The sequence below is a fragment of the Psychrobacter sp. HII-4 genome (genome assembly GCF_904846595.1).
In the GTDB taxonomy this organism is placed as follows: domain Bacteria; phylum Pseudomonadota; class Gammaproteobacteria; order Pseudomonadales; family Moraxellaceae; genus Psychrobacter; species Psychrobacter celer.
Window position 1 is genome coordinate 26,999 of record NZ_CAJHBJ010000009.1, and the last position, 25,795, is coordinate 52,793.

23 protein-coding genes and 1 pseudogene are annotated in these 25,795 nt (G+C 46.5%); 13 read left to right on the forward strand and 11 right to left on the reverse strand.

The features are described from left to right. Positions 1-208 precede the first annotated feature (208 nt). A complete protein-coding gene (gene hppD / locus JMX98_RS06480; RefSeq protein WP_201585395.1) occupies positions 209-1,309 on the reverse strand; it encodes a 4-hydroxyphenylpyruvate dioxygenase in 1,101 nt (366 codons plus the stop codon). A gap of 193 nt (positions 1,310-1,502) precedes the next feature. On the opposite strand from hppD, the gene JMX98_RS06485 reads away from it, so the two are divergent. The 3 genes from JMX98_RS06485 (at position 1,503) to JMX98_RS06495 (ending at position 4,654) form a co-directional block, all read left to right on the forward strand. Beyond that, complete coding sequence (locus JMX98_RS06485; protein WP_201585397.1) at positions 1,503-2,429, forward strand: LysR family transcriptional regulator; 927 nt, start codon at positions 1,503-1,505, stop codon at positions 2,427-2,429. Positions 2,430-2,617: 188 nt separating this feature from the next. Next, positions 2,618-3,913: a fumarylacetoacetase gene (gene fahA, locus JMX98_RS06490; protein WP_413786525.1), complete on the forward strand. Its 1,296-nt coding sequence runs from the start codon at positions 2,618-2,620 to the stop codon at positions 3,911-3,913. 165 nt (positions 3,914-4,078) lie between these two features. After that, positions 4,079-4,654 carry a VOC family protein gene (locus JMX98_RS06495; RefSeq protein ID WP_105245880.1) on the forward strand — a complete coding sequence of 192 codons (576 nt, stop codon included), beginning with the start codon at positions 4,079-4,081 and terminating at the stop codon, positions 4,652-4,654. Between the two features lie 70 nt (positions 4,655-4,724). Here the strand turns inward: JMX98_RS06495 and JMX98_RS06500 are convergent, their stop codons facing one another. Then, the gene (locus JMX98_RS06500) at positions 4,725-5,558 is read right to left on the reverse strand and encodes an IclR family transcriptional regulator (RefSeq protein WP_201585400.1); all 834 of its coding nucleotides are present in this window, start codon (positions 5,556-5,558) and stop codon (positions 4,725-4,727) included. A 198-nt stretch (positions 5,559-5,756) separates the two neighbouring features. On the opposite strand from JMX98_RS06500, the gene maiA reads away from it, so the two are divergent. Further along, positions 5,757-6,404, forward strand: coding sequence for a maleylacetoacetate isomerase (gene maiA / locus JMX98_RS06505; RefSeq protein WP_201585487.1), 648 nt, complete (start codon positions 5,757-5,759; stop codon positions 6,402-6,404). A gap of 82 nt (positions 6,405-6,486) precedes the next feature. Here maiA and JMX98_RS06510 read toward each other — a convergent pair. Further along, positions 6,487-6,708: pseudogene (locus JMX98_RS06510) on the reverse strand (integrase core domain-containing protein); the annotation flags it as partial. A 9-nt stretch (positions 6,709-6,717) separates the two neighbouring features. After that, positions 6,718-7,608 (reverse strand): LysR family transcriptional regulator, encoded by an 891-nt coding sequence (locus tag JMX98_RS06515; protein ID WP_169393563.1) that lies wholly within the window; start codon positions 7,606-7,608, stop codon positions 6,718-6,720. Between the two features lie 135 nt (positions 7,609-7,743). On the opposite strand from JMX98_RS06515, the gene JMX98_RS06520 reads away from it, so the two are divergent. The 3 genes from JMX98_RS06520 (at position 7,744) to JMX98_RS06530 (ending at position 9,188) form a co-directional block, all read left to right on the forward strand. Next, complete coding sequence (locus JMX98_RS06520) at positions 7,744-8,235, forward strand: CidA/LrgA family protein (protein WP_075102373.1); 492 nt, start codon at positions 7,744-7,746, stop codon at positions 8,233-8,235. Positions 8,236-8,244: 9 nt separating this feature from the next. Then, positions 8,245-8,943, forward strand: a complete 699-nt coding sequence (locus tag JMX98_RS06525) for an LrgB family protein (protein ID WP_201585402.1) — start codon at positions 8,245-8,247, stop codon at positions 8,941-8,943. Between the two features lie 86 nt (positions 8,944-9,029). After that, on the forward strand, positions 9,030-9,188 hold the full coding sequence (locus JMX98_RS06530) for a DUF4298 domain-containing protein (RefSeq protein ID WP_227680063.1): 159 nt from the start codon (positions 9,030-9,032) through the stop codon (positions 9,186-9,188). Between the two features lie 42 nt (positions 9,189-9,230). Here the strand turns inward: JMX98_RS06530 and JMX98_RS06535 are convergent, their stop codons facing one another. The 4 genes from JMX98_RS06535 to JMX98_RS06550 form a co-directional block, all read right to left on the reverse strand. Next, complete coding sequence (locus JMX98_RS06535; RefSeq protein WP_201585406.1) at positions 9,231-9,845, reverse strand: DedA family protein; 615 nt, start codon at positions 9,843-9,845, stop codon at positions 9,231-9,233. A gap of 87 nt (positions 9,846-9,932) precedes the next feature. Beyond that, a complete protein-coding gene (locus tag JMX98_RS06540; RefSeq protein WP_201585408.1) occupies positions 9,933-10,187 on the reverse strand; it encodes an ESPR domain-containing protein in 255 nt (84 codons plus the stop codon). Positions 10,188-10,720: 533 nt separating this feature from the next. Next, positions 10,721-12,280: a sensor histidine kinase gene (locus JMX98_RS06545; protein WP_201585409.1), complete on the reverse strand. Its 1,560-nt coding sequence runs from the start codon at positions 12,278-12,280 to the stop codon at positions 10,721-10,723. Then, positions 12,280-12,975 carry a response regulator transcription factor gene (locus tag JMX98_RS06550; protein WP_201585410.1) on the reverse strand — a complete coding sequence of 232 codons (696 nt, stop codon included), beginning with the start codon at positions 12,973-12,975 and terminating at the stop codon, positions 12,280-12,282. Before JMX98_RS06550 ends, JMX98_RS06545 begins: the two co-directional genes overlap by 1 nt. A gap of 217 nt (positions 12,976-13,192) precedes the next feature. Between JMX98_RS06550 and JMX98_RS06555 the strand changes: the two genes are divergently transcribed. Next, on the forward strand, positions 13,193-13,723 hold the full coding sequence (locus JMX98_RS06555; RefSeq protein WP_201585411.1) for a Spy/CpxP family protein refolding chaperone: 531 nt from the start codon (positions 13,193-13,195) through the stop codon (positions 13,721-13,723). Positions 13,724-13,814: 91 nt separating this feature from the next. On the opposite strand, the gene JMX98_RS06560 is transcribed toward JMX98_RS06555, so the two are convergent. Both JMX98_RS06560 and JMX98_RS06565 read right to left on the reverse strand, forming a co-directional pair. Next, complete coding sequence (locus JMX98_RS06560) at positions 13,815-15,440, reverse strand: hypothetical protein (protein WP_201585412.1); 1,626 nt, start codon at positions 15,438-15,440, stop codon at positions 13,815-13,817. Between the two features lie 36 nt (positions 15,441-15,476). After that, positions 15,477-17,360 (reverse strand): hypothetical protein, encoded by a 1,884-nt coding sequence (locus JMX98_RS06565; protein WP_201585413.1) that lies wholly within the window; start codon positions 17,358-17,360, stop codon positions 15,477-15,479. A gap of 363 nt (positions 17,361-17,723) precedes the next feature. Between JMX98_RS06565 and ggt the strand changes: the two genes are divergently transcribed. Further along, the gene (gene ggt, locus JMX98_RS06570) at positions 17,724-19,652 is read left to right on the forward strand and encodes a gamma-glutamyltransferase (protein ID WP_201585414.1); all 1,929 of its coding nucleotides are present in this window, start codon (positions 17,724-17,726) and stop codon (positions 19,650-19,652) included. Position 19,653: 1 nt separating this feature from the next. Here ggt and JMX98_RS06575 read toward each other — a convergent pair whose 3' ends face one another. Next, positions 19,654-20,460 carry an AraC family transcriptional regulator gene (locus JMX98_RS06575; protein ID WP_201585415.1) on the reverse strand — a complete coding sequence of 269 codons (807 nt, stop codon included), beginning with the start codon at positions 20,458-20,460 and terminating at the stop codon, positions 19,654-19,656. A gap of 364 nt (positions 20,461-20,824) precedes the next feature. On the opposite strand from JMX98_RS06575, the gene JMX98_RS06580 reads away from it, so the two are divergent. The 4 genes from JMX98_RS06580 (at position 20,825) to JMX98_RS06595 (ending at position 25,728) form a co-directional block, all read left to right on the forward strand. Next, positions 20,825-21,811: a proline racemase family protein gene (locus tag JMX98_RS06580; protein ID WP_201585417.1), complete on the forward strand. Its 987-nt coding sequence runs from the start codon at positions 20,825-20,827 to the stop codon at positions 21,809-21,811. Between the two features lie 116 nt (positions 21,812-21,927). Further along, positions 21,928-23,175: an NAD(P)/FAD-dependent oxidoreductase gene (locus JMX98_RS06585; protein ID WP_201585419.1), complete on the forward strand. Its 1,248-nt coding sequence runs from the start codon at positions 21,928-21,930 to the stop codon at positions 23,173-23,175. Between the two features lie 91 nt (positions 23,176-23,266). Continuing rightward, positions 23,267-24,133 (forward strand): 4-hydroxy-tetrahydrodipicolinate synthase, encoded by an 867-nt coding sequence (gene dapA / locus JMX98_RS06590; RefSeq protein WP_201585421.1) that lies wholly within the window; start codon positions 23,267-23,269, stop codon positions 24,131-24,133. Between the two features lie 98 nt (positions 24,134-24,231). Beyond that, positions 24,232-25,728: an aldehyde dehydrogenase gene (locus JMX98_RS06595; RefSeq protein WP_201585423.1), complete on the forward strand. Its 1,497-nt coding sequence runs from the start codon at positions 24,232-24,234 to the stop codon at positions 25,726-25,728. The last annotated feature ends 67 nt before the right edge of the window (positions 25,729-25,795 follow it).

Genomic DNA, 25,795 nt, shown 5'->3' on the forward strand with positions numbered 1-25,795 from the left:
TATATGACGATTGTTTTTTCTATCAGCCCATTGTCCCCTACCTGTTGACCATTCAAACTGGCGCGTCTATCACGTCGCCTAATCGGTCAAACAAGCTAGCCAGTCAGGCCAGTCAATGCGGATAAGACTAAAAATACGCAAGCCAACTGCTACGTATAATGAAGCAAGTGGACAAGACAAACTCCTTTTGTCTTGCCCGCAGCTATAGCTATAGCGCTTCTGCTTCTGGTTGACCGATAGCGCCGCGGCGCACTTGGTCGCGCTCGATAGATTCAAACAACGCCTTAAAATTACCTTCGCCAAAGCCCTCTGCATAATCGCCTTTACGCTGGATAAATTCAAAAAACACTGGACTGCCTAAGATGGTCTCGGAAAAAATCTGTAGCAGCAAGCGAGGCTCATTGCCCTCAGTCGTGCCATCTAGCAAGATACCGCGCGTTTGCAGCGCCGCGACATCCTCACCATGACCCGGCAGACGCTCACTTAACATGTCGTAATAAGCAGCGTTTGGCGCGGTCATCAGCGGAATGCCCGCCGCTTTGAGCAAATCGATACTCGCCAGCAAGTCGTCACTGGCTAAGGCAATATGCTGAATGCCTTCGCCATTAAAGTGCATCAAATACTCTTCGATCTGCCCGCCGCCCTGCTTTGATTCTTCATTAAGTGGGATGCGAATTTTGCCATCAGGGGCGGTCATGGCTTTACTAGTAAGACCTGTGTACTCGCCTTTGATATCAAAATAACGGATTTCGCGGAAATTAAAGATACGCTCATAGAAATTTGCCCAATACGCCATTCGGCCGCGATAGACGTTGTGCGTAAGATGATCGATGACTTTAAAGCCATGACCGGTAGGCTGCCTATCGACATCAGCAAAAAACTCAAAGTCGACATCATAGATAGACTCACCGTCTTTGTAGCGGTCAATTAAATATATCAAAGAGCCACCGATGCCTTTTATCGCAGGCAAGCGCAGCTCCATCACGCCTGTTGGCACCTCGACAGGCTGCGCGCCCATCTCAATGGCCCGCTCATAAGCTTTTTTGGCATCCTTCACCCGAAAGCCCATACTACATGCCCCTGCACCATGCTCTTCTACAAAATAGCTGGCGTGGCTCTTTGGCTCACGGTTTAAGATGAGATTGATATCGCCTTGACGATAAAGCGCCACGTCCTTTGAGCGGTGGTTGGCGATGTGGCTAAAGCCTAGCTGCTTAAACAATGCATCGACGGCATGTGGCTCAGGTGAAGCAAACTCTACAAAATCAAATCCGTTTAGTCCCATTGGGTTTTCAAATAAATCTGCCATGGTCATCATCCTTAATATCAATTACTGCTAAAAATAGTTAGTGCTAAAAATTGGCACTGTCAATCCGTATAAAACCTGAAATCAGCGTAAAAATTTGTCTATATCAATAACGCTTATTGACGATGCATTTATATTAGATTAGCTTTATTTATAAGACTAATTGTTTTTTATGATTTATTTATCAGGTTTGCTTATGAATATCAGCATTCGCCAATTGACCGCATTTATCACTGTCGCTGACAATGGTAGCTTTACCCGTGCCAGCGACCAGATGCATCTGACCCAATCTGCCGTGAGTGGTTTGATCAAAGAATTAGAATCCAGCCTCGGTATCGTATTGTTTGACCGCACCACCCGCCAGCTGTCGTTGTCCGCTGTCGGTCGCCATCTGCTGCCACAAGCGCGGCGGGTACTAAATGAGATGCATCTTTTTGAAAACGAAGCCAGTAGTTTGACCAGCTTGGCACAAGGCCAAGTCAGACTAGCGGTGTCGCAGTTTGCAGCCTCCTCTATGCCTGCTGTCATCGCTAAGTTTTCCCAAACCTATCCTGATATCAGCGTGTCGTTATTAGATTGCTCGGCCGAAAATGTCCTACAACACATCCAAAATATCGAGGTGGACTTAGGCGTCGGTACCGAGCTTGGATTTATGGAGATGGATGATGACATCAGCACCGACTTACTGTACGAATTGCCGTTTTGTGTGGTGATGCCAGCGCAGCATGTGTTGGCACACAGAAGTGAGATCGTCTGGCAAGACTTGCTAGAGACGCCGCTTATTACCTTGCAAGGGCCATTTATTGAGCAAGTCACCACCGAGCTTGATGAAGCGGTCGCCGCCCATATTCAGCAAGCGCGCTACAAGGTCAATTTTATGTCGACAGCGCTGGAGATGACGCGTCAAGGGTTTGGTATCACGTTGTGCCTACCCTATATGCCAGAGGTGATCGACTGGGTCAGCGCCAATGGCTTACAGATGCGGCCACTTGCTCATCCAGTCAAGACAAGGCGGTTTTTTATCTATCAACGCTCATCACGAGCGCTAGCGCCTGCAACGGTTGCCTTTAAGCAGTTTTTGCAAACGTATTTTTCGCAGCACTTTACCGATCTGCATGGCTAATAGCGCCCCTAAAAGTAAGCGATAATGGGGATAAAAACCCTTGCAATACCTCTGATGATAACTTAGCATAAGACATAAATTATACTATAAGTAATAAATTACTTATTACGTAATAAACCTTGTATTTCTTATTCACTCGCTTTTTATCACCTAACTTTATCCTTTATTTTTTTAGCAAGGAGCATCTTATGTCAACGATTGACAAAAACCTGACTTCATTTATCGAGGTTGCCGCCGACTCTGATTTTTCTATTCACAATTTGCCTTATGGTATTTTTAGCGATACCAAGACTCAAGCAGAGGCAAACAACCGCCGTGCTGGCGTGGCAATCGGTGAATACGTACTGGATTTGTCTGTGCTTGAGTCAGCAGGTCTTTTAGATTTAGCAGGCGGGCCGTATTTTAACCAGCCGACTCTAAACGCCTTTATTGACTCAGGTCGAAACAATTGGCAAAAGGCGCGTGCGACGGTTCAAACACTGCTATCTGACGCAGACAGCACCCTACGTGACGACACCGAGCTACAAAAAAAGGCACTGTTTAAGCAAGCGGATATCACCATGCATCTGCCCGTTCACGTGCCAGGCTTTACCGACTTTTACTCATCTAAAGAGCACGCAACCAACGTCGGTACGATGTTTCGTGATCCAAACAATGCGCTGCTACCCAACTGGACAGAGATGCCAGTCGGTTACAATGGCCGCGCCAGCACGGTCGTCGTCAGTGGCACCGATATCGTGCGCCCTTCTGGGCAGCTAAAAACTAATGCGGATGAGCGCCCTATCTTCTCACCTTGTAAGCGCTTGGATTTTGAGCTAGAGACTGCGTTCGTCGTTGGCAAAGGCAACCAGCTTGGTCAGCCTATCGCCGTCGATGAAGCATTTGAGCATATTTTTGGCATGGTGTTGCTCAATGACTGGTCAGCGCGCGATATCCAAAAATGGGAATACGTGCCTTTAGGGCCATTCAATGCCAAAACCTTTGCTTCTGAAGTCTCGCCTTGGATTGTCACCATGGAGGCGCTTGCCCCTTTTAAGACCTCATGCCCTACCCAAGAGCCAAAACCGCTGGCGTATCTAAACGAGACCGCCACTGATACCAGCTTTGATATCAACCTATCGGTCGAGCTGCTACCCGAAAATGCCGAGAGCGCTACTGTCGTTTGTGAGACAAACTTTAAGTACATGTACTGGTCGATGGCACAGCAGTTGACGCACCACACCATCACCGGCTGTAAGGTAGAAGTCGGCGATATGATGGGCTCAGGTACGATCTCGGGGCCGACACCTGACGCTTATGGCTCGATGCTCGAGATCGCTTGGAACGCGACCAAGCCTGTGACGCTGGCCGGCGGTGAGACGCGCAGCTTTATCGAAGATGGCGATACCGTCATCATGAAAGGCTATAGCGAAAAAGACGGCGTTCGAGTCGGTTTTGGCGAAGTACGCGGTAAAGTCTTGCCTGCCCTGAGCTTTGATTTTTAGCTTTGATTTTGACCACTGATACTGGCTATCACATAGGCGTGCAATGCTAAACAGTTCATCACGCTGCCAGAATTTTAGTAAAGCATACGTCCGCTCTGATCAGACCGTTGCTCGAACCATACTGGCAATATGACGCAGGTCACGCCTTATCAAAAGGATATTGATATGAGCTTTACAATTGAAAAAATCCATCACGTGGCTTATCGCTGCAAGGATGCCAAAGAAACTGTCGAATGGTACAAAAAACATCTAAACATGGACTTTATCTTGGCATTTGCCGAAGATCATGTACCCTCAACCAAGGCCTTCGACCCTTACATGCATGTGTTTTTAGACGCAGGACACGGCAATGTCTTGGCATTTTTTGAAGTACCAAATCAACCTGAGATGGGCTTTGACCCCAATACGCCAAGCTGGGTACAGCATTTGGCACTGAAAGTAAAAGATCGCGATGCCCTGATGCTGGCAAAAACGCATTTAGAAGACAATGGTATCGAGGTGGTCGGCGTGACCAATCACGGTATCTTTCACTCGATTTATTTCTTTGATCCAAACGGCCACCGCTTGGAGCTGACCTATGACGATGTCACGTCAGAAGAAAAAGTATCAATGATTACCGAAGCGATGAAGCAAGAGATGCTCGATGAGTGGTCACGTACCAAACGCGCACCCGTCCATACGCAGTTTTTGCACAACGAAGAGTTAGAAGAAGTAAAGCAACAACTCCCTATGGGCGAATAAATAGTCGGTGCAGAACTTGAGTATCGAAAAATAGTGTTAAGGAAAAACAACGTTAAGAAAAAAAACAACGTTACATCACATCATAACGCTGCGCAATTGCCCGTATCTGCGCGACCAAATCACATTGCTCATTTACTGGCAGTTGCTCATTAGTCCCAATGACCGTGATGGCATACTCTAAGCCGATAGGTGCGTTTTTTGCGGTACTGTGGTCGTCTATATGACTTGCCTGTGATGATATCAAAGCAGGCATACTAATGGCGTTGATACCTTTGAGCATATCGCCTGTCACCATGGCATAGCCTTGGGTACGGATATTGGCGCATCGTTTGCTAAACGTCTGACGTTTTTGTGCCATGTCATCATAGGTCTCATGATCACGCCATTCTGCCCTCAACAATGGCCAAATAACCGTATCTGACTGATAGCTGGCAAACAGCTGTCCTGTCGCCGAGGTGCTAAGCGGCATCCGTGAGCCCACACGCGTGATGATACTGATGGCGCTATCTGGCTCGACCGACTGGATAATAATAGGCCCTTCGGTAAACCATTTGGCAATCTGTACCCCGCAGTGCAAGGTGTCTTTGATATCATGAGCGATAAGCGTCAGGCGCTCTAGAAGGTTGTTTGGACGGTGGGCGCGGTGACTTAGCGCATCGACTCTGTGCCCAAGTCCGTAGCGCCCGTCTGCCAATTGCTGTGCATAGTTTTTTCGAATGAGACTGACCAAATAGCGATGACACTTGGCAGGATGCATTTGCAGCGCTTGAGCAATGTCTTTTAACATCATAGGCTCGCGGCGCTCGATAAGGATATCTAAGACGGACAACCCTGTCTCCAAAGACTGGACGCCATTTTTTTGAGTGGTCGTCGCGCTGTCTATAAGGCTTTTGGCTGCTGGCATAATGGACTCGCTAAAAGGCTGCTTTGTGTAGGCTTAGGCCGTGAAATGAGAAGTACAATTTTATAACACTTACGCCTGATTGTATGCATGTGCAGTTGGAGAGCATACATATCTTATGCAACGATAATGACGGGACAAGCTATGGTGGCAACGGGGCGTTTGACTCACAACATAACATAATAAAAGGAAGATACCATGATGAAACTTTACGGTTATTTTCGTAGCGGCACATCTTACCGTACACGTATCGCAATGAATCTAAAAGGCCTAGAGTACGATTATCTGGCAGTCAATCTGGCCCAAGACGAGCAGCTAGCTGAGACGTTCAAAACCCTAAACCCACAAGGATTGGTGCCTATTTTACAGGCTGATGACGTATTACTCTATCAAAGCCCTGCCATATTAGAGTGGCTAGAAGAGGTCTATCCTGTGCCGCCTTTACTGCCCAGTGATGCTGCTGGCCGTATGCAAGTACGAGCGCTGAGTGCGATGATTGGCTGCGACATACACCCTATTAATAACCGCCGTATTTTACAATACTTACGCCACGAGCTGTCTGTAGATGAAGCGCAGGTCATGACGTGGTGCAACCGCTGGATCAGCGAAGGCTTTGCCGCTTTAGAAAAACGCTTGGCAGCTGACCATACTCGCGGTAAGTTTTGTTACGGTGACACGCCAACCTTTGCAGATTGCTATTTGATACCACAAGTGTCGTCTGCGCGCCGGTTTGAGGTGGACCTCACCCCCTACCCAACCATCGTCGCCATTGATGCTCACTGCCGCACATTAAAAGCCTTTATAGATGCCGAACCGATGCAGCAGCCCGATGCACCACAAGCGATCTAGCTGACCCAATGCCATCACCAGTACCCTATTAAGTGCGATATAGTGAACCGCCCCGACTATGTCGGAGTCTGATTTACTTGAGTCAGGCAGCCATGCCTGACAGGATTAAATTATCATAATACCGCTTTTCAAACTCAAAAGGCGATACATAGCCCAATGCACTGTGTATACGCTTTTTATTGAACCAATCTACTCAATTCAAGGTCGCAAGTTGTACATTCGCTAAACCTTGCCAACCTGCTTTTAAATATTCAATCACCTCTGTTTTGTATAACCTATGCCCTGTTTCAGCCAAAGCATTATCAAGGCCTGGTTATATATTTTTTCTTATGTTATCAAGCCAAGCTCGCATACTTGGTGTAAGCAAGCGATGACGACGCCAAGCCATGACAAGCTCCCATTTTAACTGAGGTTGGGTTAGTGGCAAGCAGACTAATCCTGTCAAATCCAACTTTTGAGTATAATATTGAGGCAAAAGAGTCACACCCATATCCTGTTTTACCATGTCAAGAAGCAAGTGCCACTGATTGGTTTGGCAAATAATATTAGGTTCAAAACCTAGTGCTTGACAGTTTTCTATAATCATTGGAGTAAATGATGAGTTGGAGGTAAATAAAATTAGGGGTGCATTTGATAGTGACTTAAGTGTTACCTTGGTTTTTCGCTTACCCATACGGTTTTTATTTGCTACGACCACCACTGGATAACAACATATCGACGAGTAGTCAAAATCATCGTCAATCGGCTTCATCAATGTTGCCACATCAAGTTGCCCCTCTAGAAGAGCCTGCTTAAGTGACTCAGCACCATCTTCGATAAGTGAGGTTTCTATACTAGGATGCATTTGGTAAAAGTTAAAAATAGCTTTGCTTAGTATTTCACTGCCTAACGGTGAAATCCCCAGACGCAACTTACCACCTATTAATTGCTGATAATCTACTACTGTTTGTTCAAGGTTATCTGCCTTTTGTAAGATATCCACTGCTTGAATATAGAGGTGTTCACCAATTTCCGTTAAATTAACTAGCCGCTTTTTTCTATGAGTCAACGGCTTATCAAACAGAGCTACGCCTAAATATTCTTCAAGGTTACTGATGGATTTGGTAACGGTGGGTTGGGTTAGATTGAGTTGGATACTAGCCTGAAGAAACCCACCTGTTTTTACGACTGTCACAAAGCAGCGTAATTGTTTCAAAGTTATCATGAATAATAAACCATGGTTAGGAAAGATAATGAAATTTATTATAGAAATTGGGAATAAAAATAAAAATATAATTCATAATTTATGACTAGGGTATTTTTATAATAAGTAGTCTCTAATCAACAAACAACAATTATTATGCGTAATCCTAATATTCACTTATCCCTATCCTTTGTAGCTGAAAAAAAACTTAGACTTCAACAGTTCTGTCGCCAATCATGGCTTCATGTCCTTATGCAATGCGCTATTATCGCAGCTGTCTGGTATTGTGCTGCGATATTGGTTGAGTTATTGCATTTACCCGTATCCTCAGGCGTCTTAGGAGTATCTTTAATGCTGATCTTATTAATGAGTGGTGCTATCAAGGTCAACTGGGTCAGACTGGGGGCAAAATTTGTTTTGGGTGAATTAGTATTAATGTTTATCCCACTTATGATGTCAATACTTCAATACAAGGCGCTATTTATCAGTAAGGGCTGGCAATTAATGCTGACAATTATCTTAAGTACCGCGATGGTGATGTTAAGCTCAGCATTCACTTTTATTATGGTGCACCGTTTGCAACGTAGATTGTATCGACATCAGATTCATAAAGCCCAATTAAACCTAAAAAATAATGATAATGCGTGAGGATTTACAATGAATATCTGGTCAATCCTTTGTCTCATTTGGACATTAGCTGCTTATTATATGGCTAAAGTAATCTATATGCGCTATCGAAAATCTTGGCTAAACCCAGCTATCACGGTTCCAGTAATAACGCTTTCATTAATGATTATCTTTAATATCTCTTATGATACTTATTGGAAGGATACAGCTTGGATTGTGCAGTTACTTGCCCCCGCAACGGTTGCGTTTGCTATACCTATTTATGAATATCGTCGTTTAATACGTCAACATGCTTTGGCTTTGACCGCTTCTATAACTGTTGGGATGGTGGTGGGAGTCTTAAGCATATACCTATTCACTGGTTTGTTCCACTTTGATAAGACCTTGACCTATAGCTTGATGGCCCGTTCAATATCGACACCATTTGCGTTAGACTTATCTGAAAAAATCCACGGATCTTCCTCCTTAGTTTCATTGTTTACTTTGATTACAGGGATGGTGGGAATGATTTTAGGGGATATGATTTTGACTTTTTTTCGTATTCGCTCACATCTTGCAAATGGAATCGCATTTGGTAATGCATCACACGGTTTTGGTACAGCCCGGGCAAGTCAACGCAATGAGGACGAGGGCGTTATAGCTAGTTTAACAATGATTTTAGCGGGATTATTTATGGTATTCTTAGGCCCTTCATTAATACATGGCGTAATGTTATTTGGGCAAGTTTAAACAAATAAAGCTTGGCTGCGGTGCGCACGCTTATGCCTTGTTCAAGAGACTGTAGTACCTTTTTACGAAGGGTAATGAGGTATGTCATGGTAATTAGCGAGCTGGAATTTAGAATTATCGTAATTAAGCACTCTGGTGAGGCTCATTCTATCTTTAGCGAAGATGGTATTTGGAATGCGATGACAGAGCATCAAGAGCAGGCGATTACTTGGATGCGCTTAGGGTTGAACGCTATCGACAAGTAAATCAAGGCGTTAGCACTTAGTGATTATCGGCCTGCGCGTTTGTTAGTTTTTATCAGATAAACGCCGCTTTACAAACCAACCGATTATCAACACCACGATAAGGATGCCAATACCTGTCGAGTAAGGGGCGAGTGTCGATTCAATAACCTCGTAGTTTTGGCCCATATAGTAACCCGCGAGCGTCAGACCTGTCGTCCAAATGCTTGCACCAAGTGCGGAGAGTCCCAAAAACGGTAGCATCGGCATATTATTCATACCGGCAGGAATCGAGATAAACGAGCGGATACCAGGCACCATACGACCAAAGAATACCGCTTTTTTACCGTGCTTATCGAACCACTCATTGGTAGCTTTGATATCGTCAGGTTTTACAAAAACAAATTTGCCATATTTTTTGGTTAAGGCTATCAAGCGCTCTTCATTAAACACGCGGCCTAAATAGTACAGCGGTAACGCACCAAGCACCGCGCCAAGCGTCCCTGCTAGTATGGCAAGTATGAGATTAAGCTCGCCATTTGAGGCGGCAAACCCAGCAGCAGGCATAATGACCTCAGAGGGAATAGGCGGAAAGACGTTTTCGGCAAACATGGCAAAGATGATGCCAAAGTAGCCAAACTTCGCCGTAATAGAGAGCACCCAGTCACTGATTTGACCCATAAAAAACCTTTAAAATAGAATGAACAATACTGCTGCTAAACCAAATCTTTAGGCAAAAAGATACTAGCTCATCAGTGGTTTTTCAATTTAGAAGGTTTTATCTGCTGTGCAAGTTTCGTTAACGTATGTAGTGGCATCGCGACACCAGCAGCCAGCAGCCAGCAGACCGAGTCCTATAGCGCTCACATGCCATTTTTTGACAGAAGTGGTAGCTGTGGTATTAATACGAGCATTGGCACTGACGCTAGATTTAGAAGACTTGCCACGTGCTTTGGCATATTCACCAACGGCGACAAAACAATTTAAAGCTTCATTCCATATGACTTTATAGATGCGGTTCATGATGCGCACTCCCTTACATAATTATTAGAGGCCAACTCATAGTCGGTATGTAGAGAGCGAATACGACAAAATGACACGGCGGTAAGCTTTAATGAAACTTTTTGCGCAAATGTAACCATTCTTAGCGTTTAAAAACCTAAAAGTTTCATCGTGTACATGTCACTCTTCGGCTATTTACTACCGCTTATCGGAATATATTCTTATAAATGAATATATTCTTTTCATTATCTCTTATTTATATTAGGGCGTGTCCTCAATTCAATTGATAGCCATCTAAATGGGCTAAAAATGGCCAAATCTGGCCAAACGGTGTCAAATAGCTGACGAATATCTCGATATTATCTGCGCTATTTTCCTTGTTTGACGGCGATTTATCTCATTTTTATCGCCATTTTTAAAATGAGGACATGCCCTAAATTACCTCCATTTTTCACAATTTTCGTTCATTGTTCTGATACCAAGCACACCTTTTCGCAGGTATTCGTTACTTATTAAAAAGGTGTGGCAACCATGTAGATCATTAATGAGACGTTTTATAATCCAATAGGTAACACAATCTGCACTATCAGCCCTTGGACACCATCAAGACGATTATAAACGTCAATTTGGCCTTTATGTGCCAGCACCACGGCATGGACGATCGCCAGCCCTAGCCCATAGCCGCCAGTGTCGCGGTGACGCGCCGAGTCTAGCCGTACAAAGGGCTGAAAAATACGCTGCAAGTCTTGCTCTGCAACGCCGCCGCCCTCGTCTATGATGCGGATTTGAATGGCAGGTCTTTTGCCATCTATCTCTGCTGCTTTAATCTCAGCCATAACCGTTGAATCAGCTGCTGTGTGCATAAAAGCATTACGAATGACGTTTTCAAGCGCACTATGTAACTGTTCTTGGTTGCCCTTTACCGTCGACTTTAGGGTTGGTGGCTGCCAGTGCCAATGGACGTTTTTGTGCTGAAATTCAAAACAAACATCTTGTCCAATCTCACTAATAATCTCAGAGACATCAACCCAGTCATTTTCTACATTATCAGTGGTGTATTGCTGCATCTGTAGCGACTGGATATGAATGATTTGTTCGATCAGCTCATTCATTCGCGCAGACTCTTTGTCGATACGGTCGAGGTAGCGATTGGCATTGGGGGCAAAATCTCGCGTCAGCTCGGTCGCCACATCAAGGCGCGCTAAGGGCGAGCGCAGCTCATGCGAGATATCACTAAGCATTTGCTTGCGCGCCAGCTCACTCTCAGCCAGCCGCCTTGATAGCTTGGCCACGTCTTTTGCCAATAGACCCAGCTCATCATCGCCCATTTTTGCCAGCTGGGTATCTGCCTGATAATCGCCAGCAATCATGCGATGTACCGCATGTTGGACGCGGCGCATACGCTGGGTCAAGGTACGGCTAAGCCAAACACAGACCAAGACACTAAAGAAGATAATTAGCAGCAAACGTACCGAAAAATTATTCCGTTGCAGCGCGACGACGTCGGCAAAACGCAGGTGCGGACGCAGCTGTATAATGACAGACTGACCATCTGGCAGCGCGACGGTCTTATCCGCCAGCTCAGGGCGCATCTCGGGGTCTGCTATCGTGCGCTGAGACATCATCGATTGCCAATAAGGATTGCGAGTATTGTTTGGCATACTGGCAGTATCGTCAGAGCGGTGGTGATCTAAGGCGGGTGCGGCGGGTGCGTTTGGCATGGCAGGCATTGATGGCATCGGATGCATGGGCGCACGCGGCATAATTTGCCTGCCGTCTTGACGGTCCGCTTGGTCTCGATAACGCGGAAAGATAATAGCGCCTTGCCCGTTATAGACTCTGATTTGACTCATCAGCCGCCGATCATCACGGTACATCTGCCTGACTGATGCAAAATCGCCCGCTTGCAACGCGGCAGCCAGCTCATTGCGTTTAATCAACAACTGCTCAATCTGCACTTCCATACGCGCGGTCAGCGCTCTTTCAACCAGTATCCGCTCTACCACGATGGACAAAATAGAGGTGAGTAAGATCGTCAATAGTAGACTCAAAAACAGCCGCCAAAACAGCGTGATTCTGGGTCGAAAGATAGAAGTATTTGCGGAATATGTCATTACAGTACCAGCTGATAGCCTTTCCCACGAATCGCTTTGATCGGCTCATCATGAAAAGGTTGGAGTTTTTTGCGCAGGCGTGAGACATGCACATCAAGGCTGCGGTCGAAGGGCTGTAGCTCACGCTGCAACACATGCTCTGATAGCCACGCTTTACTCACCACCTCGCCTTTTTTCTTGAGCAAAGCGAGCAACAAGTCAAACTCGGTGCCTGTCACTTGTAGCTCTGTCCCGTCTATCTGACAGAGTCGCTGGTTTTGATCCAAATGTAATCGGCTCTCAGGTAGCGGCATGTGCTCTAACGTACTATCAGAAGCACTAAGACGGGTGCGTTTTATCACCGCATTGATACGTGCCAACAGCTCACGCGGATTGCAAGGCTTGGTAATATAATCATCCGCGCCAAGCTCAAGCCCAATGATACGATCAATCTCCTCGCCTTTTGCCGTCAGCATAATGACCGGAATATCACTGATGGCCGGCAGTTGCCGCAGCACACTGAGCCCATCGATTTTGGGCATCATGATATCGAGTACCAGCAAATCGTAAGCGGTGGCAGTGCTGGTGTTTTTGAGTCTTTGCATGACCGCTTCACCATCGTGCACGCAGTCACAATCGATATTATGATTTTGCAAGTATTCTTGTAATAACTGGGTCAACTCTTCGTCATCATCGCCGAGTAGTATGTTTGGCACTGCTTTCTCCTTAAGCCGAAGGTCGCTTTGTTGCCTATATTATCAGGCATGGACTTATCATAACGCCATAAACGTTACCTTTCTTAATACTTCATAAAGTATCGCAACCTTTAACTGTCGTAAGATAGCACCTATCAATCACTTGTCGCACTTATCGCCATACTGGCAAGATAAGGTATTTATTGTTTATTTACTCAAATTATAAAAGGATTGTATGATGAAAAAACTACTTATGAGCACAGTATTGGCCGCCTCTAGTGTATTTGCTGTCACCGCCTGCACCAGTGTCAATGCAACGACTGACACCGCACCTGCCACCAGCAAAATGCAAAAGCATCATCAAGGCGGCATGCATAAAGGCGATATTAAAGGCGGCATGCGAGGCCCACTGTCACAGCTAGATTTGAGTGCCACGCAGCAAGCACAAATCAAAGCCATCATGGAGGCCAAACATGGCGACCGTAACGCTGAGCGCGCGCAACACAAAGCAGAACGGGCGCAGATGCATCAACAAATGCAGGCATTAACCACTGCCAGCACGTTGAATACGGCCGCGCTTAACCGCCTAGCGGATCAGCAAGCGGCTAAAGTCAAACAGCATTTTATTGAGCATGCTCAGACCCAGCACGCCATCGCGCAAGTGCTAACGCCGGAGCAACGTGCCAAACTTGCCAAACTGCAAAACGAGAGAATGGCAAAAATGACAAAAGGTCAGCATGGCCAACCACATCAGCATCAAGGCATGTAGTAGTTATTACTACCCGCTACACCACTCAGAAAAAGCGCATCGTGATAACGGTGCGCTTTTTTGTATAATTCTGATGATAGCTCAATACCTTTTAATCAGTACCGCCCAAACGCTCTTGCGACAGCGGTAGCGCCTTAAATATCATCTTGCCTATCGCCGTGCCATTACCATCGCGATAGTACTGCATCAGCTCGCGACCATACTCGCGCGCATCAACACTATTGCGCGCATTTGGTACTTGTACATCGCTTGGTAAGTTGGGAAATGCAGCGTCTTTTGGACGAATAGCAGAATACTGCTGCATGGCATCTATCACGACGCCTTTATGCTGATTGGTCTCGCTAGGAAACTCACGCCGCAGATGCTGCCAGATGAGACGGCCACGTTTATCAATGCCGTATAGCGTTTGCACGTTTGGCGTCTCTGCACCAGTATCTACTGTACGGCTGGCGACCGTATCATCAGCGGCGTCTATACTGTTTTTGATTATTGTCAGTACTTGCTGTACCAAGGCCTTACTGGTAAAAATGTCAGGCGCTATATCAGAAGCACTGTCAGCACCATCAGCACTGTCATTGACAAGCTCTGGATACTGCTCGCTTATCCGCTCATAAAAACCACGCATATACTCTTGATATGACTGCTCGTGACTGGTCGCGCTTTGAGTACGGCGGATGACTTGCTCACTTGCCAGCATTGCGGGCATCTGGTGCGCTGGCAGCTTAGGAGATAGCGCAGTCAAAGACGTGGCCGCGACGTACTCAAACTGACTTGCTGGCGCTGTGGCAAATACGGCATCGAGCGCGGCAAAATGATGGGTGATCACTGCTTTGCCAAAGCCTTTGGGTAACGTGCCATCGTCCAGCGTGACTTTGAGCCATTTGTTTTGCCATGTCGTGCCAAGTTTGTCGTCCAATAGCTTTGAGTTAATCATCGCAAAATTGTCCGCCCATAGATAAATATCACCGTTTTTAAAATCGATATAGACCGGTTGGTTGAGGCTACTTTGATGATTACGCGCTTGGTATTGGGCACTGGCAAGCATGGTCGCTTTGCCCGCCATCGGCTGATACACGCCTTGGGCGTTGATAGACAACGGTTTTAGTAGATAGGCATCGAGTAGCTTTGCTTTTTTGATACCCTGCGCGGTTGGCTGCGCGTCATAATTATCAAACAACTTTTGGTAATCAGCAGGCACACTTACCTCACTGTCGTATTGGCTGTCTTGCCATGCTTGATAGGCATCCGTACAGGCTAGATAGGATTGTTTGATGGTTGCACGCTGAGCGTCATATGTTGTCGCCGATATATCTTGCTTTTGTTCTTCTGCCTGCGCCAATAATGCCGCATAGGCCTCGTCATGCGTATCTTCGCAGTATTGATAGATATCATCAGTAGTGACTGGGTTGTTAGCACCATTGTTGGTAGTGCTTTGAGCCGTTATACCGTCAAACTGCTGCTTATTACTAATCTCAAGGTTGCTATGATAACGAAAGGACTGGCGACGCTGCGCTTGTAGCGCGCTTGCGACGGCTGTTTTGGCAGCTACTGAGGTTTGGGTAGCCGTCAGGGCCTTAGACTGTCCAAGGCTGGTCGATTGACACCCTGTCAATAACGCCGCGCCTGCGACAAGCGCGCTGGCAAATACCGCATGACCATTGATAATAGTAGATGCACGTGGCGGGCGGCTGGTATGAGTTTGCTGGGATTTTTTCATTTTTTATCCTTAATAGGGAGAGTTAACAAGACAGACCTACTGATCCGCTAGCTTGCTATCGATGCCATACTTGGCCGCATCGTCATACAATGCCTCATCGTTGTCGTTCCAGTCCTCACTATTACCACTGTCATAAACGCTACCCTCTTCATCAGTATTATCAACATCATAACGATCTTCATCATCATACTCGTAGTCATAGCGTGCATAACGAGCGCTTTGCAGTCTGTCTTTTTGTTGGCGGATCTTCGCAAGCCACGCGTTGCCATCGATGGCAGGCTTGGCATTTGCCCCAAAAGACTCGGCCAATAAAGGTGTGAGCGCATGGTCGTTAAAGCTGGCTTTATCATAACGCACTTGGTTGAGTACGCTGGTGGTCGCACCCATCAAATCGCTACCAACATTTAGCCGTTGCTGCTTGGCCAGTAGCTGATTTGCGCGATCCAAATAGTAGTAGTTTGTTTGATTAAAAGAGATGGGACCGATCGCTTCAATCAGCTGTAGCAGTGCGCCGACATCCGCGCTTTGATAGCCTTTATGGTATAGCTGCGCCTTAGCAAGTGCAGCTTTTAGCATCGCTCCATCAGAATACTGTGACGGATTGGCATCGACATGCTCTTGTAGTGACTGGGTCATATATTTTAGGATTTTGCCGACCAGCTCACCGCCTTGCTTACTGCCGATATATAACTTGACGGCATGGCTGGCCCCCACTTCTTTGGCAAATGCGTCATTACGTATATCAACGGCGCTGAAATACTCTGGTGCCAGCTCGGCCATACTCTTCTGTATCGCAGCAAGCGCAGCATCATACAATACCGTAGGCGGCAGCTGCTCGGTGATGCCCTTAGGCAGACCAAAGCTGACCGTATGAGAGGCCATCTCCTGAGGCAGCGGGGTATTTTCAGGACTGGCCAGCGCCACAATCGGCATGATGGCCGATGGGTCTACCGTGATACGACTGTCATTAAAATCCAGTGCGAGCGGTATCTGTATGGATGAGCTAAGCGTTGGGCTGACATAGTCATAACTATAGACGCTACGTAGCTGTCGCTGTTTGGGCCTGAATTGGCTGACGCTATTAAATGTCAAATGCTGATATTGATAGGCGTTGGTCGCAGCGATTTGCTCAGGTGTGCGATGCAACATAGCAAGCATCTGACCGATGACGCCGGTAGTTGGCATCGGTTTGTCATCGCTCGCCACTGGCTGCTGCTTGGCGGCTTGCATGGCTTCATAGCTCTTTAATAATGCCTTGGGCTTGACATCTTGCACGCCCGGTATCAACCCATCGTCTTTAGTATTGGCGCTATACTCATCATCATCAGCAAACGCTTCATCTGCATCGTCAGCAAACTCACTATTATAATCAGCAGCCTCGTCGTCTATCGCTTGCTCTTCTTGATACGCATAAGTTTCGATGATGGTTCTTAGCAGACTGCTCGCGCCAGCATCGATACTGTCTGGATCGATAAAGGGTACCATATGATAATTGGCCTGCGCGACGGCCACGTGCTCACTAGCGAGATGCTGACGAATGGCAGCAAGCAAACGTGTCTTTGCCTGAGTCTCCGTATTGGGATAGCTCTGCTGGTCAAACAGTTGCTCATAGCGCGCAGAGTTGGCTTGTAGACGGTCAGTAAAGACGCGCCCCTGTGCTTGGTTTACTGCACTGTCTGCGACCTCAAAGTCGATGAGCGCATCTGATACCGCGCCTGAGGAGACGCCAGCGCTTGTCTGACAGCCCATCAATACCAATGACGTACCACCAAGAAGCAGCGCACAACCGGTCGCCGTCAGTGTACGTGATAAATTTCGATGTTTGTTTTTATGATAAATCGCCACAGGCGCAGTTACCTCATGCAGCTGCGACCTACAACCAGACTGTCGACTGCGATGATTGCTATGAGTAGATGACATAAAGGTGCCTTTATTTAATGGGTAAAATAAGGATAAACGCGTATGATATTTATAACACAAAGCGTTACAATTTAGTAATATTAGCGTGCGTTTATAGGCAAAAGTCTGTATTGTTTTTATCTATTAGAACCTGCCCTCTCATATTTTGTATTTTATATATATAGTTAGCTGAATGTAAAACCGTTATGGATTTAAACGCGCTACTGGTATAAATTTTACTTGCGTGCTGCGTTCCCAGAGGCTGCGCAAAATTCATCCCAGTAGCGCTATGACATTTTTAGAGTGTATCGACTATATAAAAAACCTCTTACTCAGACTTATGAAATACCCAGACTTTACCACTCACATAAAAAGGACTTTGCTATGCCAAATCTGTCTGGCCACTCTCAATTACCCATCATTACCACATTAAAATCTGCGATGCTCATTGCTAGCAGTACATTATTGCTATCTGTATCAGCGTACGCGCTTGAACCAGTAACACCAACTGATGCCAAGGTGATAAATAACACCTCAATCAACACCAGTGCGATCAATCTGGCCATCATGACCGACAATCCGACGGTTTTGTCTGAAACCAAGCGCATCACACCAGCGCAAACCAATACGCTGACATCCACAACCAATAAAACAAAAACCGAGCAAGCTATCTACTCCGAGGATGCCATTCATCATCCCGTCTGGGCCAAAAACGGCATGGTCGCAACTCAAGAAGCACTGGCTTCCGATATTGGCTTACAGATTCTAAAAGACGGTGGCAATGCCGTCGATGCTGGCGTTGCGGTGGGTTTTGCCTTAGCCGTGACACTACCTCGGGCGGGCAACATCGGCGGTGGCGGTTTTATGATGATTTATGATGCCGAGCAGGGCGAAACGGTGGCACTCGATTACCGCGAAAAAGCCCCAAGCAGCGCCTCGCGTGATATGTATCTCGATGAGGACGGCAATGCGGTAAGTGATTTGTCTCGCTTTCATGGCTTAGCTGTCGGCGTACCAGGGACAGTCGCAGGACTGCTCAAAGCGCTAGAAGACCATGGCACCATGAGCCGCGAGCAAGTGATGGCACCAGCGATCGCACTGGCTGAAGATGGTATAGAAGTCACCGCTGGCTTGTCGGAGTCACTAGAAGCCTTAAGCGATCGCCTGCAAAAATGGCCCAGTACCAAAAAAGTGTTTTTTAAACCTGATGGCAGTGCGTATCAACCTGGCGAGCGCTTGTATCAGCCAGAGCTTGCCCGCTCGCTAAAGCTCATTGCCACTCAAGGTGCTGATGGCTTTTATAAAGGTGAGACCGCGCGCAGTATTGTCAAAGCCGTTAATGATGCTGGCGGCAATATGAGCTTGCAGGATTTGGCCAATTACGAAGCCATCGCTCGTACGCCTGTGACAGGCGACTACCGTGGTTATGAAATCGTCTCTATGCCGCCGCCCTCCTCTGGTGGTATCCACATCGTACAGATACTTAACATCTTAGAAGGCTATCCACTAAAAGATTATGGTCACAATAGCGCGCAAACCATTCATCTGATGAGCGAGGCAATGCAACTGGCGTATGCTGACCGTGCAGAGTATTTGGGGGATTCAGACTTTATCGATGTACCAGCCAGCGGCCTTACTTCTCAAGCCTATGCCGATCATCTGCGCACCTTGATTGATCCAAACAAAGCCACGCCAGCGAGTACGATTAAAGCCAACAACCCACTACCCTACGAGAGCGACCAAACCACGCATTTCTCTATTGTGGATAAAGACGGCAATGCAATCGCCAATACCTATACGCTGAACTTCTCTTACGGCACCGGTCTGGTTGCAGACGGCACAGGCATTTTACTAAACAACGAGATGGACGACTTTTCTGCCAAGCCTGGCACGCCAAATGGCTATGGGCTACTGGGCGGTGAGGCAAATAGCGTAGAAGCCAATAAGCGGCCGCTATCCTCGATGAGTCCGACGCTGGTATTTAAAGACGATAAGCCTTATATCGTGACTGGCAGCCCCGGCGGTAGCCGCATCATCACCACCGTCACCCAAATCATCTCCAACGTTATCGATCATGATATGAATATCGCTGAAGCCACGCACGCGCCGCGTATTCATGACCAATGGCTGCCTGATGAGATTCGTGTTGAGAAAGCTCTCAATATCGATACGGTAAAAAAACTAGAATCCATGGGGCACACGGTTAGTCCAAAAGCCGCTATGGGCTCAACACAGTCGATTATGATAACGCCAAATGGTGTCTACGGCTCCTCTGATCCACGTATTGTCGATGCAGCGGTGGTTGGGTATTAAGTTAAACTTTTGGTGTCAAATACGCGTGGCGGAACTGAGTAGGCGATATGCCTGTGAACTGCTTAAACTGGCGGCTAAAAGCACTGTGATCGCTGTAGCCGCAGTGCAATGATATCTGAGTCACTGACATTTCAGGATTAGCCAATAACTTCACCGCATACTCCAAGCGTAGCTTTTGTACAAACTGCAGCGGTGACATACTGAGCACTGCCTTAAACGTTCGCTCTAGCTGCGACACGCTCAAATTAGCCAGTTCCGCTAGCTGAGCCACATTAATTTTTTGATCGAGGTTAGCTCGTACAAACTGAGCAACTTCTGCCAAGCGAGCGTGTTTACGTAAAACGCGCTCATTATCTTCATCAATATCGACTGATATCCCAATCATCGCCACCACTTGTTGACTCTTATTATAAATAGGCAGCTTATTGGTAATACACCACCCTAATTGACCAGACGCATAACTGTGCAGCTCTAAGTTGTCGACAATCGACTTTCCCTCGCGCAATACCTTCATATCTTGCACCATATAGTCTTTGCCCTGATGATGTGAAAACACCTCTTCTGTGGTGAAGCCTATAATGTCTGCATGCTTATTCAACTGACAACGTTTTAACAGCGTTCTGTTTGCCAGCTGGTAGCGCGCCTGCTCATCTTTTACAAAAAAGACAATCTTGGTGAAATTGTCAATCAAAGGCAGCAATAGCGATATATTCCCAACAAATTCATCCATACTTTCTGGATAATAATACGTAATACTCTCTTGTAGTGACATCACAAGTTCAGTGTTTTCATTTACTTCATCAAGCATAGCGCTTCCTTGTTCTATCAAGCTGAATAAACATATTAAACGTTAAAAAACTCTATACGCATCACTCTCATATTCTATGACACAAAGCTTATATAACAGCATCCACTGACTATATTTATGAAAAAAAGTCATGTCTTATTTACTCCAAAAATATATTACAACCTTACTAGTGTACACCTGAATACTATGCAGAAATACGCATTTATCCATGAAAAAACAGCAAGACGCTCCATTCAAAAACGTCCATTCTATATATAGACCTTAGCAATTGCGGATTAATGGATGACTGCAAGCTATGCTTGCATTAGCTCTATTGCACAACAATGGAATGTAACTTTTTCAAGGATGAATTAGGGTACCCGTCATGTCTTCTATATTATTTAACTTTAAAATTATCGACTCACATACTGGCGGTGAGCCTACTCGTATGGTCTATGACGGCTTTCCTGAGCTGGTCGGTGAGACCATGCAAGATAAGCTGCATTATTTCAAACAAAACTTTGACCATCTGCGCCAAAGTATCATTCTAGAGCCCCGCGGCAATGATGTCCTTGTCGGTGCACTAGTCCTTCCTGCAACTGATCCTAAAGCCACAGCGGGCATTATCTTTTTCAACAATGCTGGTTATTTAGGTATGTGCGGGCACGGCACGATTGGTGTCGTCGCATCGCTGGCTTATCAACAAAAAATCACGACTGGCACACATTGGTTTGAGACCCCGGTGGGTTTAATCAAAACAACCTTGCATGATGATGGCAGCTGTAGCATCCAAAACGTCCCTTCTTATCGTTATAAAAAACAAGTTGAGGTTCAAGTTTCTGAATTAGGCCTTATCCGTGGCGATATCGCTTGGGGTGGCAACTGGTTCTTTTTAGTCAGTGAGCATGGACAAGACATTCAAGCAAATAATGTCGAAAAACTGACTCAAGTAACCATGCAAATTAAGCAAGCATTAATCACTGCTAACATCGCTGGCGAAAACGGCGGCGAGATTGACCATATTGAGCTGTTTGCCGATAGCAATGATGCTCAAGCAGATAGTAAAAACTTCGTCCTATGCCCAGGTGCGGCGTACGACCGCTCACCTTGCGGTACCGGCACCAGTGCCAAACTGGCCTGCCTTGCTGCTGACGACCTGTTAGCGCCTGGTCAAATCTGGCGCCAACAAAGTGTTGTTGGCAGCGTATTTACCGGCAGCTACCAATATGCCATTGATCTCAACAATACAGAGTCTACAGCCTACCCTGAGCACACGATTATCCCAACCATCTGTGGTCATGCCCATGTCTGCGCCGAGACCACACTGATTGTACAAGAAGACGACCCATTCAAATGGGGCATTTCTTGCTAAACACTTGTTATGTAATTATTAAGCAATTGCTAAAAAACTATTAAGCATATGCGAAACCACAGATAGCAATAAATTGGTCAGCCAATGTTTATGCATGAGTATTATCGAGAGATCCTATGAGCACCTCACACTTCGACATTCATATTATTGGTGGCGGCATTATCGGTCTTGCGACTGCGGTGACGTTACAAGCGCGAGGCATCAAGGTCGCACTACTCGACGCCAATGAAGTCGGTCAAGGCGCATCCTTTGGCAATGCAGGTCATTTGGCTGCCGAGCAGGTTTTTCCGATTGCCGATGCAAGTATGCTTCGCCATATCCCAGCCATGCTCTTTAACCCAACAGGGCCATTACGTATAGACTGGCGCTATCTGCCGCGCTTAATGCCTTGGGCAATGCAATTGCTCATGAACATGCGCCCTGAGCCATTTGAGCGCATTCATCAGGCATTACTGACCCTTAATCAGAGCAGCATTAAAACTTGGCAGGATTTTGCTAATCAGTGGCAACTAAACGATTGGGTACATATTAAAGGCTCATTATTAACGGTTGAAAAACCCGTTAGCGTGGCGTTATTAACCGCACATGGCAACCGTCTTAACGAGATTGGTGTGGCAAATGAGTTACTCAGTCAAAAAGAGCTGTTGGCGCGTGAGCCTGCCTTACAAGATAACCAGTTGGCGGCGTTGTTCTTTCCAAATACCGGTCACATCACCAATCTAAAATCCGTCATGAAACAGCTTCACAGTACCTTTAGACAATTAGGGGGTCATACGATTGAACATTGCCGTGTACTGGATGCAGCCGTGCATCCAGACGGTATTCATCTAACCACCAGTCAAGGCGATATGACAGCATCTAAGGTCATGCTATCTGCCGGTGCTCATTCAAAAACATTGGCGAGGAAACTCACTGGTGTGACGGTACCGTTAGATACCGAGCGTGGCTATCATCTAATGCTACCGCATGAGCCGCAGCGTTTGCAGATACCCGTATCCAGTATGGATCGGCGCTTTATTATGACACCGATGCAAGAAGGCTTGCGTTTGGCTGGCACTGTGGAATATGCAGGACTTGACGCGCCAGCAAATATGAGGCGAGCTCACATGTTATTGCAACAAGCGCAGCCCATGTTAAAAGCACCATTAAATGCAGCAGACAGTGTGCCTTGGATGGGTTTTCGACCTTCAACAGCGGATTCACTACCCATCATAGATAGGGTTGACAAGGTGTTTTTAAACTTCGGGCATCAACATTTGGGCCTAACGCAAGCTGTCGTCAGCGCACGCATGGTCGCGGAGCTATATTTTGATGAGCCGCCTGTGATAGATCCAAAACCATATCGACTTAACCGTTTCAAATAAGCAGTTTATGACTGCCATGTAGTAAGCAAAAAACCAACCGATTCAATATTGAATCACCATTATTTAAATCACTACTAACAAGGAAAGACTTATGAATATTAATGGAATCTTAGTCCCAATCGTTACCCCATTTGACAATAACGGTAACGTTGATGCGCAAAAACTAACGGCACTGGTCGAAGCCTTTATCGATAAAGGCGTTGCTGGTATCGTCGCTTGCGGCACTACCGGTGAATACTACACGTTTTCGGCAGCTGAGCGTGAGTTGGTATTGACCACTATTGCTGAAGCTGCAAAAAATAAAGTGACCCTTATCGCTGGTATTAACAGCTTATCAACCGATCATTCTATTGAGCTTGCCGCACAAGCAAAAACCTTAGGTTATGACGGGCTTATGCTGTCTGCCACCCCTTATAGCTTACCTGAGCAAGATGGCATCATCGCTCACTTTGAAAAAGTAGCCGATGCCAGCGAGCTGCCAATCATCATGTACAACTTCCCGGATCGCGTCGGCGTTGCCATTGAATTTGACACGGTTGCTCATCTAGCCAAGCACCCTAACATCGTCGGCATAAAAGAAAGTAGCGGCGACTTTAGCCATGCGCTACGTATGCTACAAGCTGATTTTGATGACTTTGAAGTGGTCTGTGGCTGCGATGATCAACCCGTTGACTTCTTCTTTTGGGGCGCAAAAAGCTGGATCGCAGGCGCAGCAAACGTTTTTCCAGCCGAACAAGTCGCTCTGTTTGAGGCCACCCAGCAAGGCGACTGGGATAAAGCTAAGCAAATCATGAGTGAGATTTATCCTGCCATTCATTCTATGGAGTCTGGCAACTACAACCAAAAGGCCAAAGCGGGATGCTTAAACGGCACTATGGATGTTGGCTCAGTTCGCGTACCACTCACGGACATGCCAGCAGATGAAAAATCAGAGTTTTTAGCATTGCTGTCTAAATAGCACTCAGCTTAGTAAAAGGACTGTTAAGGATAACCAACGCTAAATTTGATGCCGTAGTTAAACTGACGGCATCAAACTTAGCAGACAAGGATTAAAAAATGAGCACTAAAGAACAAATCACTAAAGAGCAAGTATTCGAGCAAGCAAAACAACAAAAACTATGGGCGGGTCACTTAATCGCCGCCGAAAATCTATCAACAGAGACCTTAGACAATTACACGCCTATTGATAACAGCGTCATCGGTCAAATCGCCTCAGGTAACGCCGATGATGTTGACATTGCCGTCAAGGTCGCACGCGATAGCTTTGAGAATGGTGAATGGCGCCGTCTAGCACCAGCTGGACGTAAAGCCATCATGCAGCGCTGGTGTGCGCTCATGCACGAACATAGCGAGGAACTTGCAGCATTAGATTGTGTGGATGCGGGCAAACCCATTACCGAATGCCTAAATACCGACATCCCAGCGACCATTGAGACTTTTGAATGGTACGCCGAAGCCGCTGATAAGGTTTTCGGTAAAGTCGCTCCAACTGGCAGCGCCGCTTTAGCTCTCATCGTACAAGAGCCTATTGGCGTCGTCGGTGCGGTGTTACCTTGGAACTTTCCAGCCCAAATGTACGCTTGGAAAGTCGCCCCTGCTCTCATTTCAGGCAACTCCGTTATTGTCAAACCCGCTGAGCTGACCTCCCTATCCGCCTACCGTTTAACCGAACTCGCCTACGAAGCTGGCGTGCCAAAAGAAGCCTTACAGCTGGTCTGTGGTCTTGGGGAAAATGTCGGTGCAGCACTCGGTCAGCATATGGATGTCGACATGGTGTCATTCACTGGATCAACAGAAGTCGGACGTCTGTTCTTACAATACGCGGCACAAAGCAACTTAAAGGAAATCGTCTTAGAGTGCGGCGGCAAGAGCCCGCAAGTCGTCTTTGATGACGCCGTACTTGATGACGCTGCCATCAACGACATCTTGTCTGCAGCGTTTTGGAACATGAGTGAAAACTGTAGCTGCGGCTCACGTTTGATCGTACACAGTAGCCAAAAAGCAGCTTTACTTGAAAAACTTAAAGAAGGTCTAAAAGACTGGAAAGTTGGCTCACCTTATGATCCAAGCACTGCCATTGGCCCGATGATCGAAAAAGCACATTTCGACAAGGTGAGTCATTATCTACAAACCACCAAAGATGAAGGCGCAACGCTTGTTGCAGGAGGCAATATCCATTCAGAATTGGGCAGCGGTTGGTATGTCGAGCCTACTATTTTTGACAATGTCAGTCCCGACATGACTTTGTTTAATGAAGAGGTATTTGGTCCCATCCTTGCCGTCACTAGCTTCGAGACTGAAGAAGAAGCCATTAGTCTTGCCAATCAGTCTAGCTATGGTTTGGCGGCGTCATTTTATACTCAAAACATCAAGCGCGCGTATCGAGTCGCTTCAGCCATCAAAGCGGGCACTGTCTCTATCAATGGCTTTTCAGAAGGCGATATCACCACGCCATTTGGCGGCTATAAACAGTCAGGATTCGGCGGACGTGATAACGGTCTAGAAGCGTTAGAGCAATACACACAGACTAAGACTATTTGGGTGGTCAATTAATAGAGATTCGCAACACGTACGGTCATATTAACGCGCTTAATGTGACCGTATTTCATATCAAAACAGT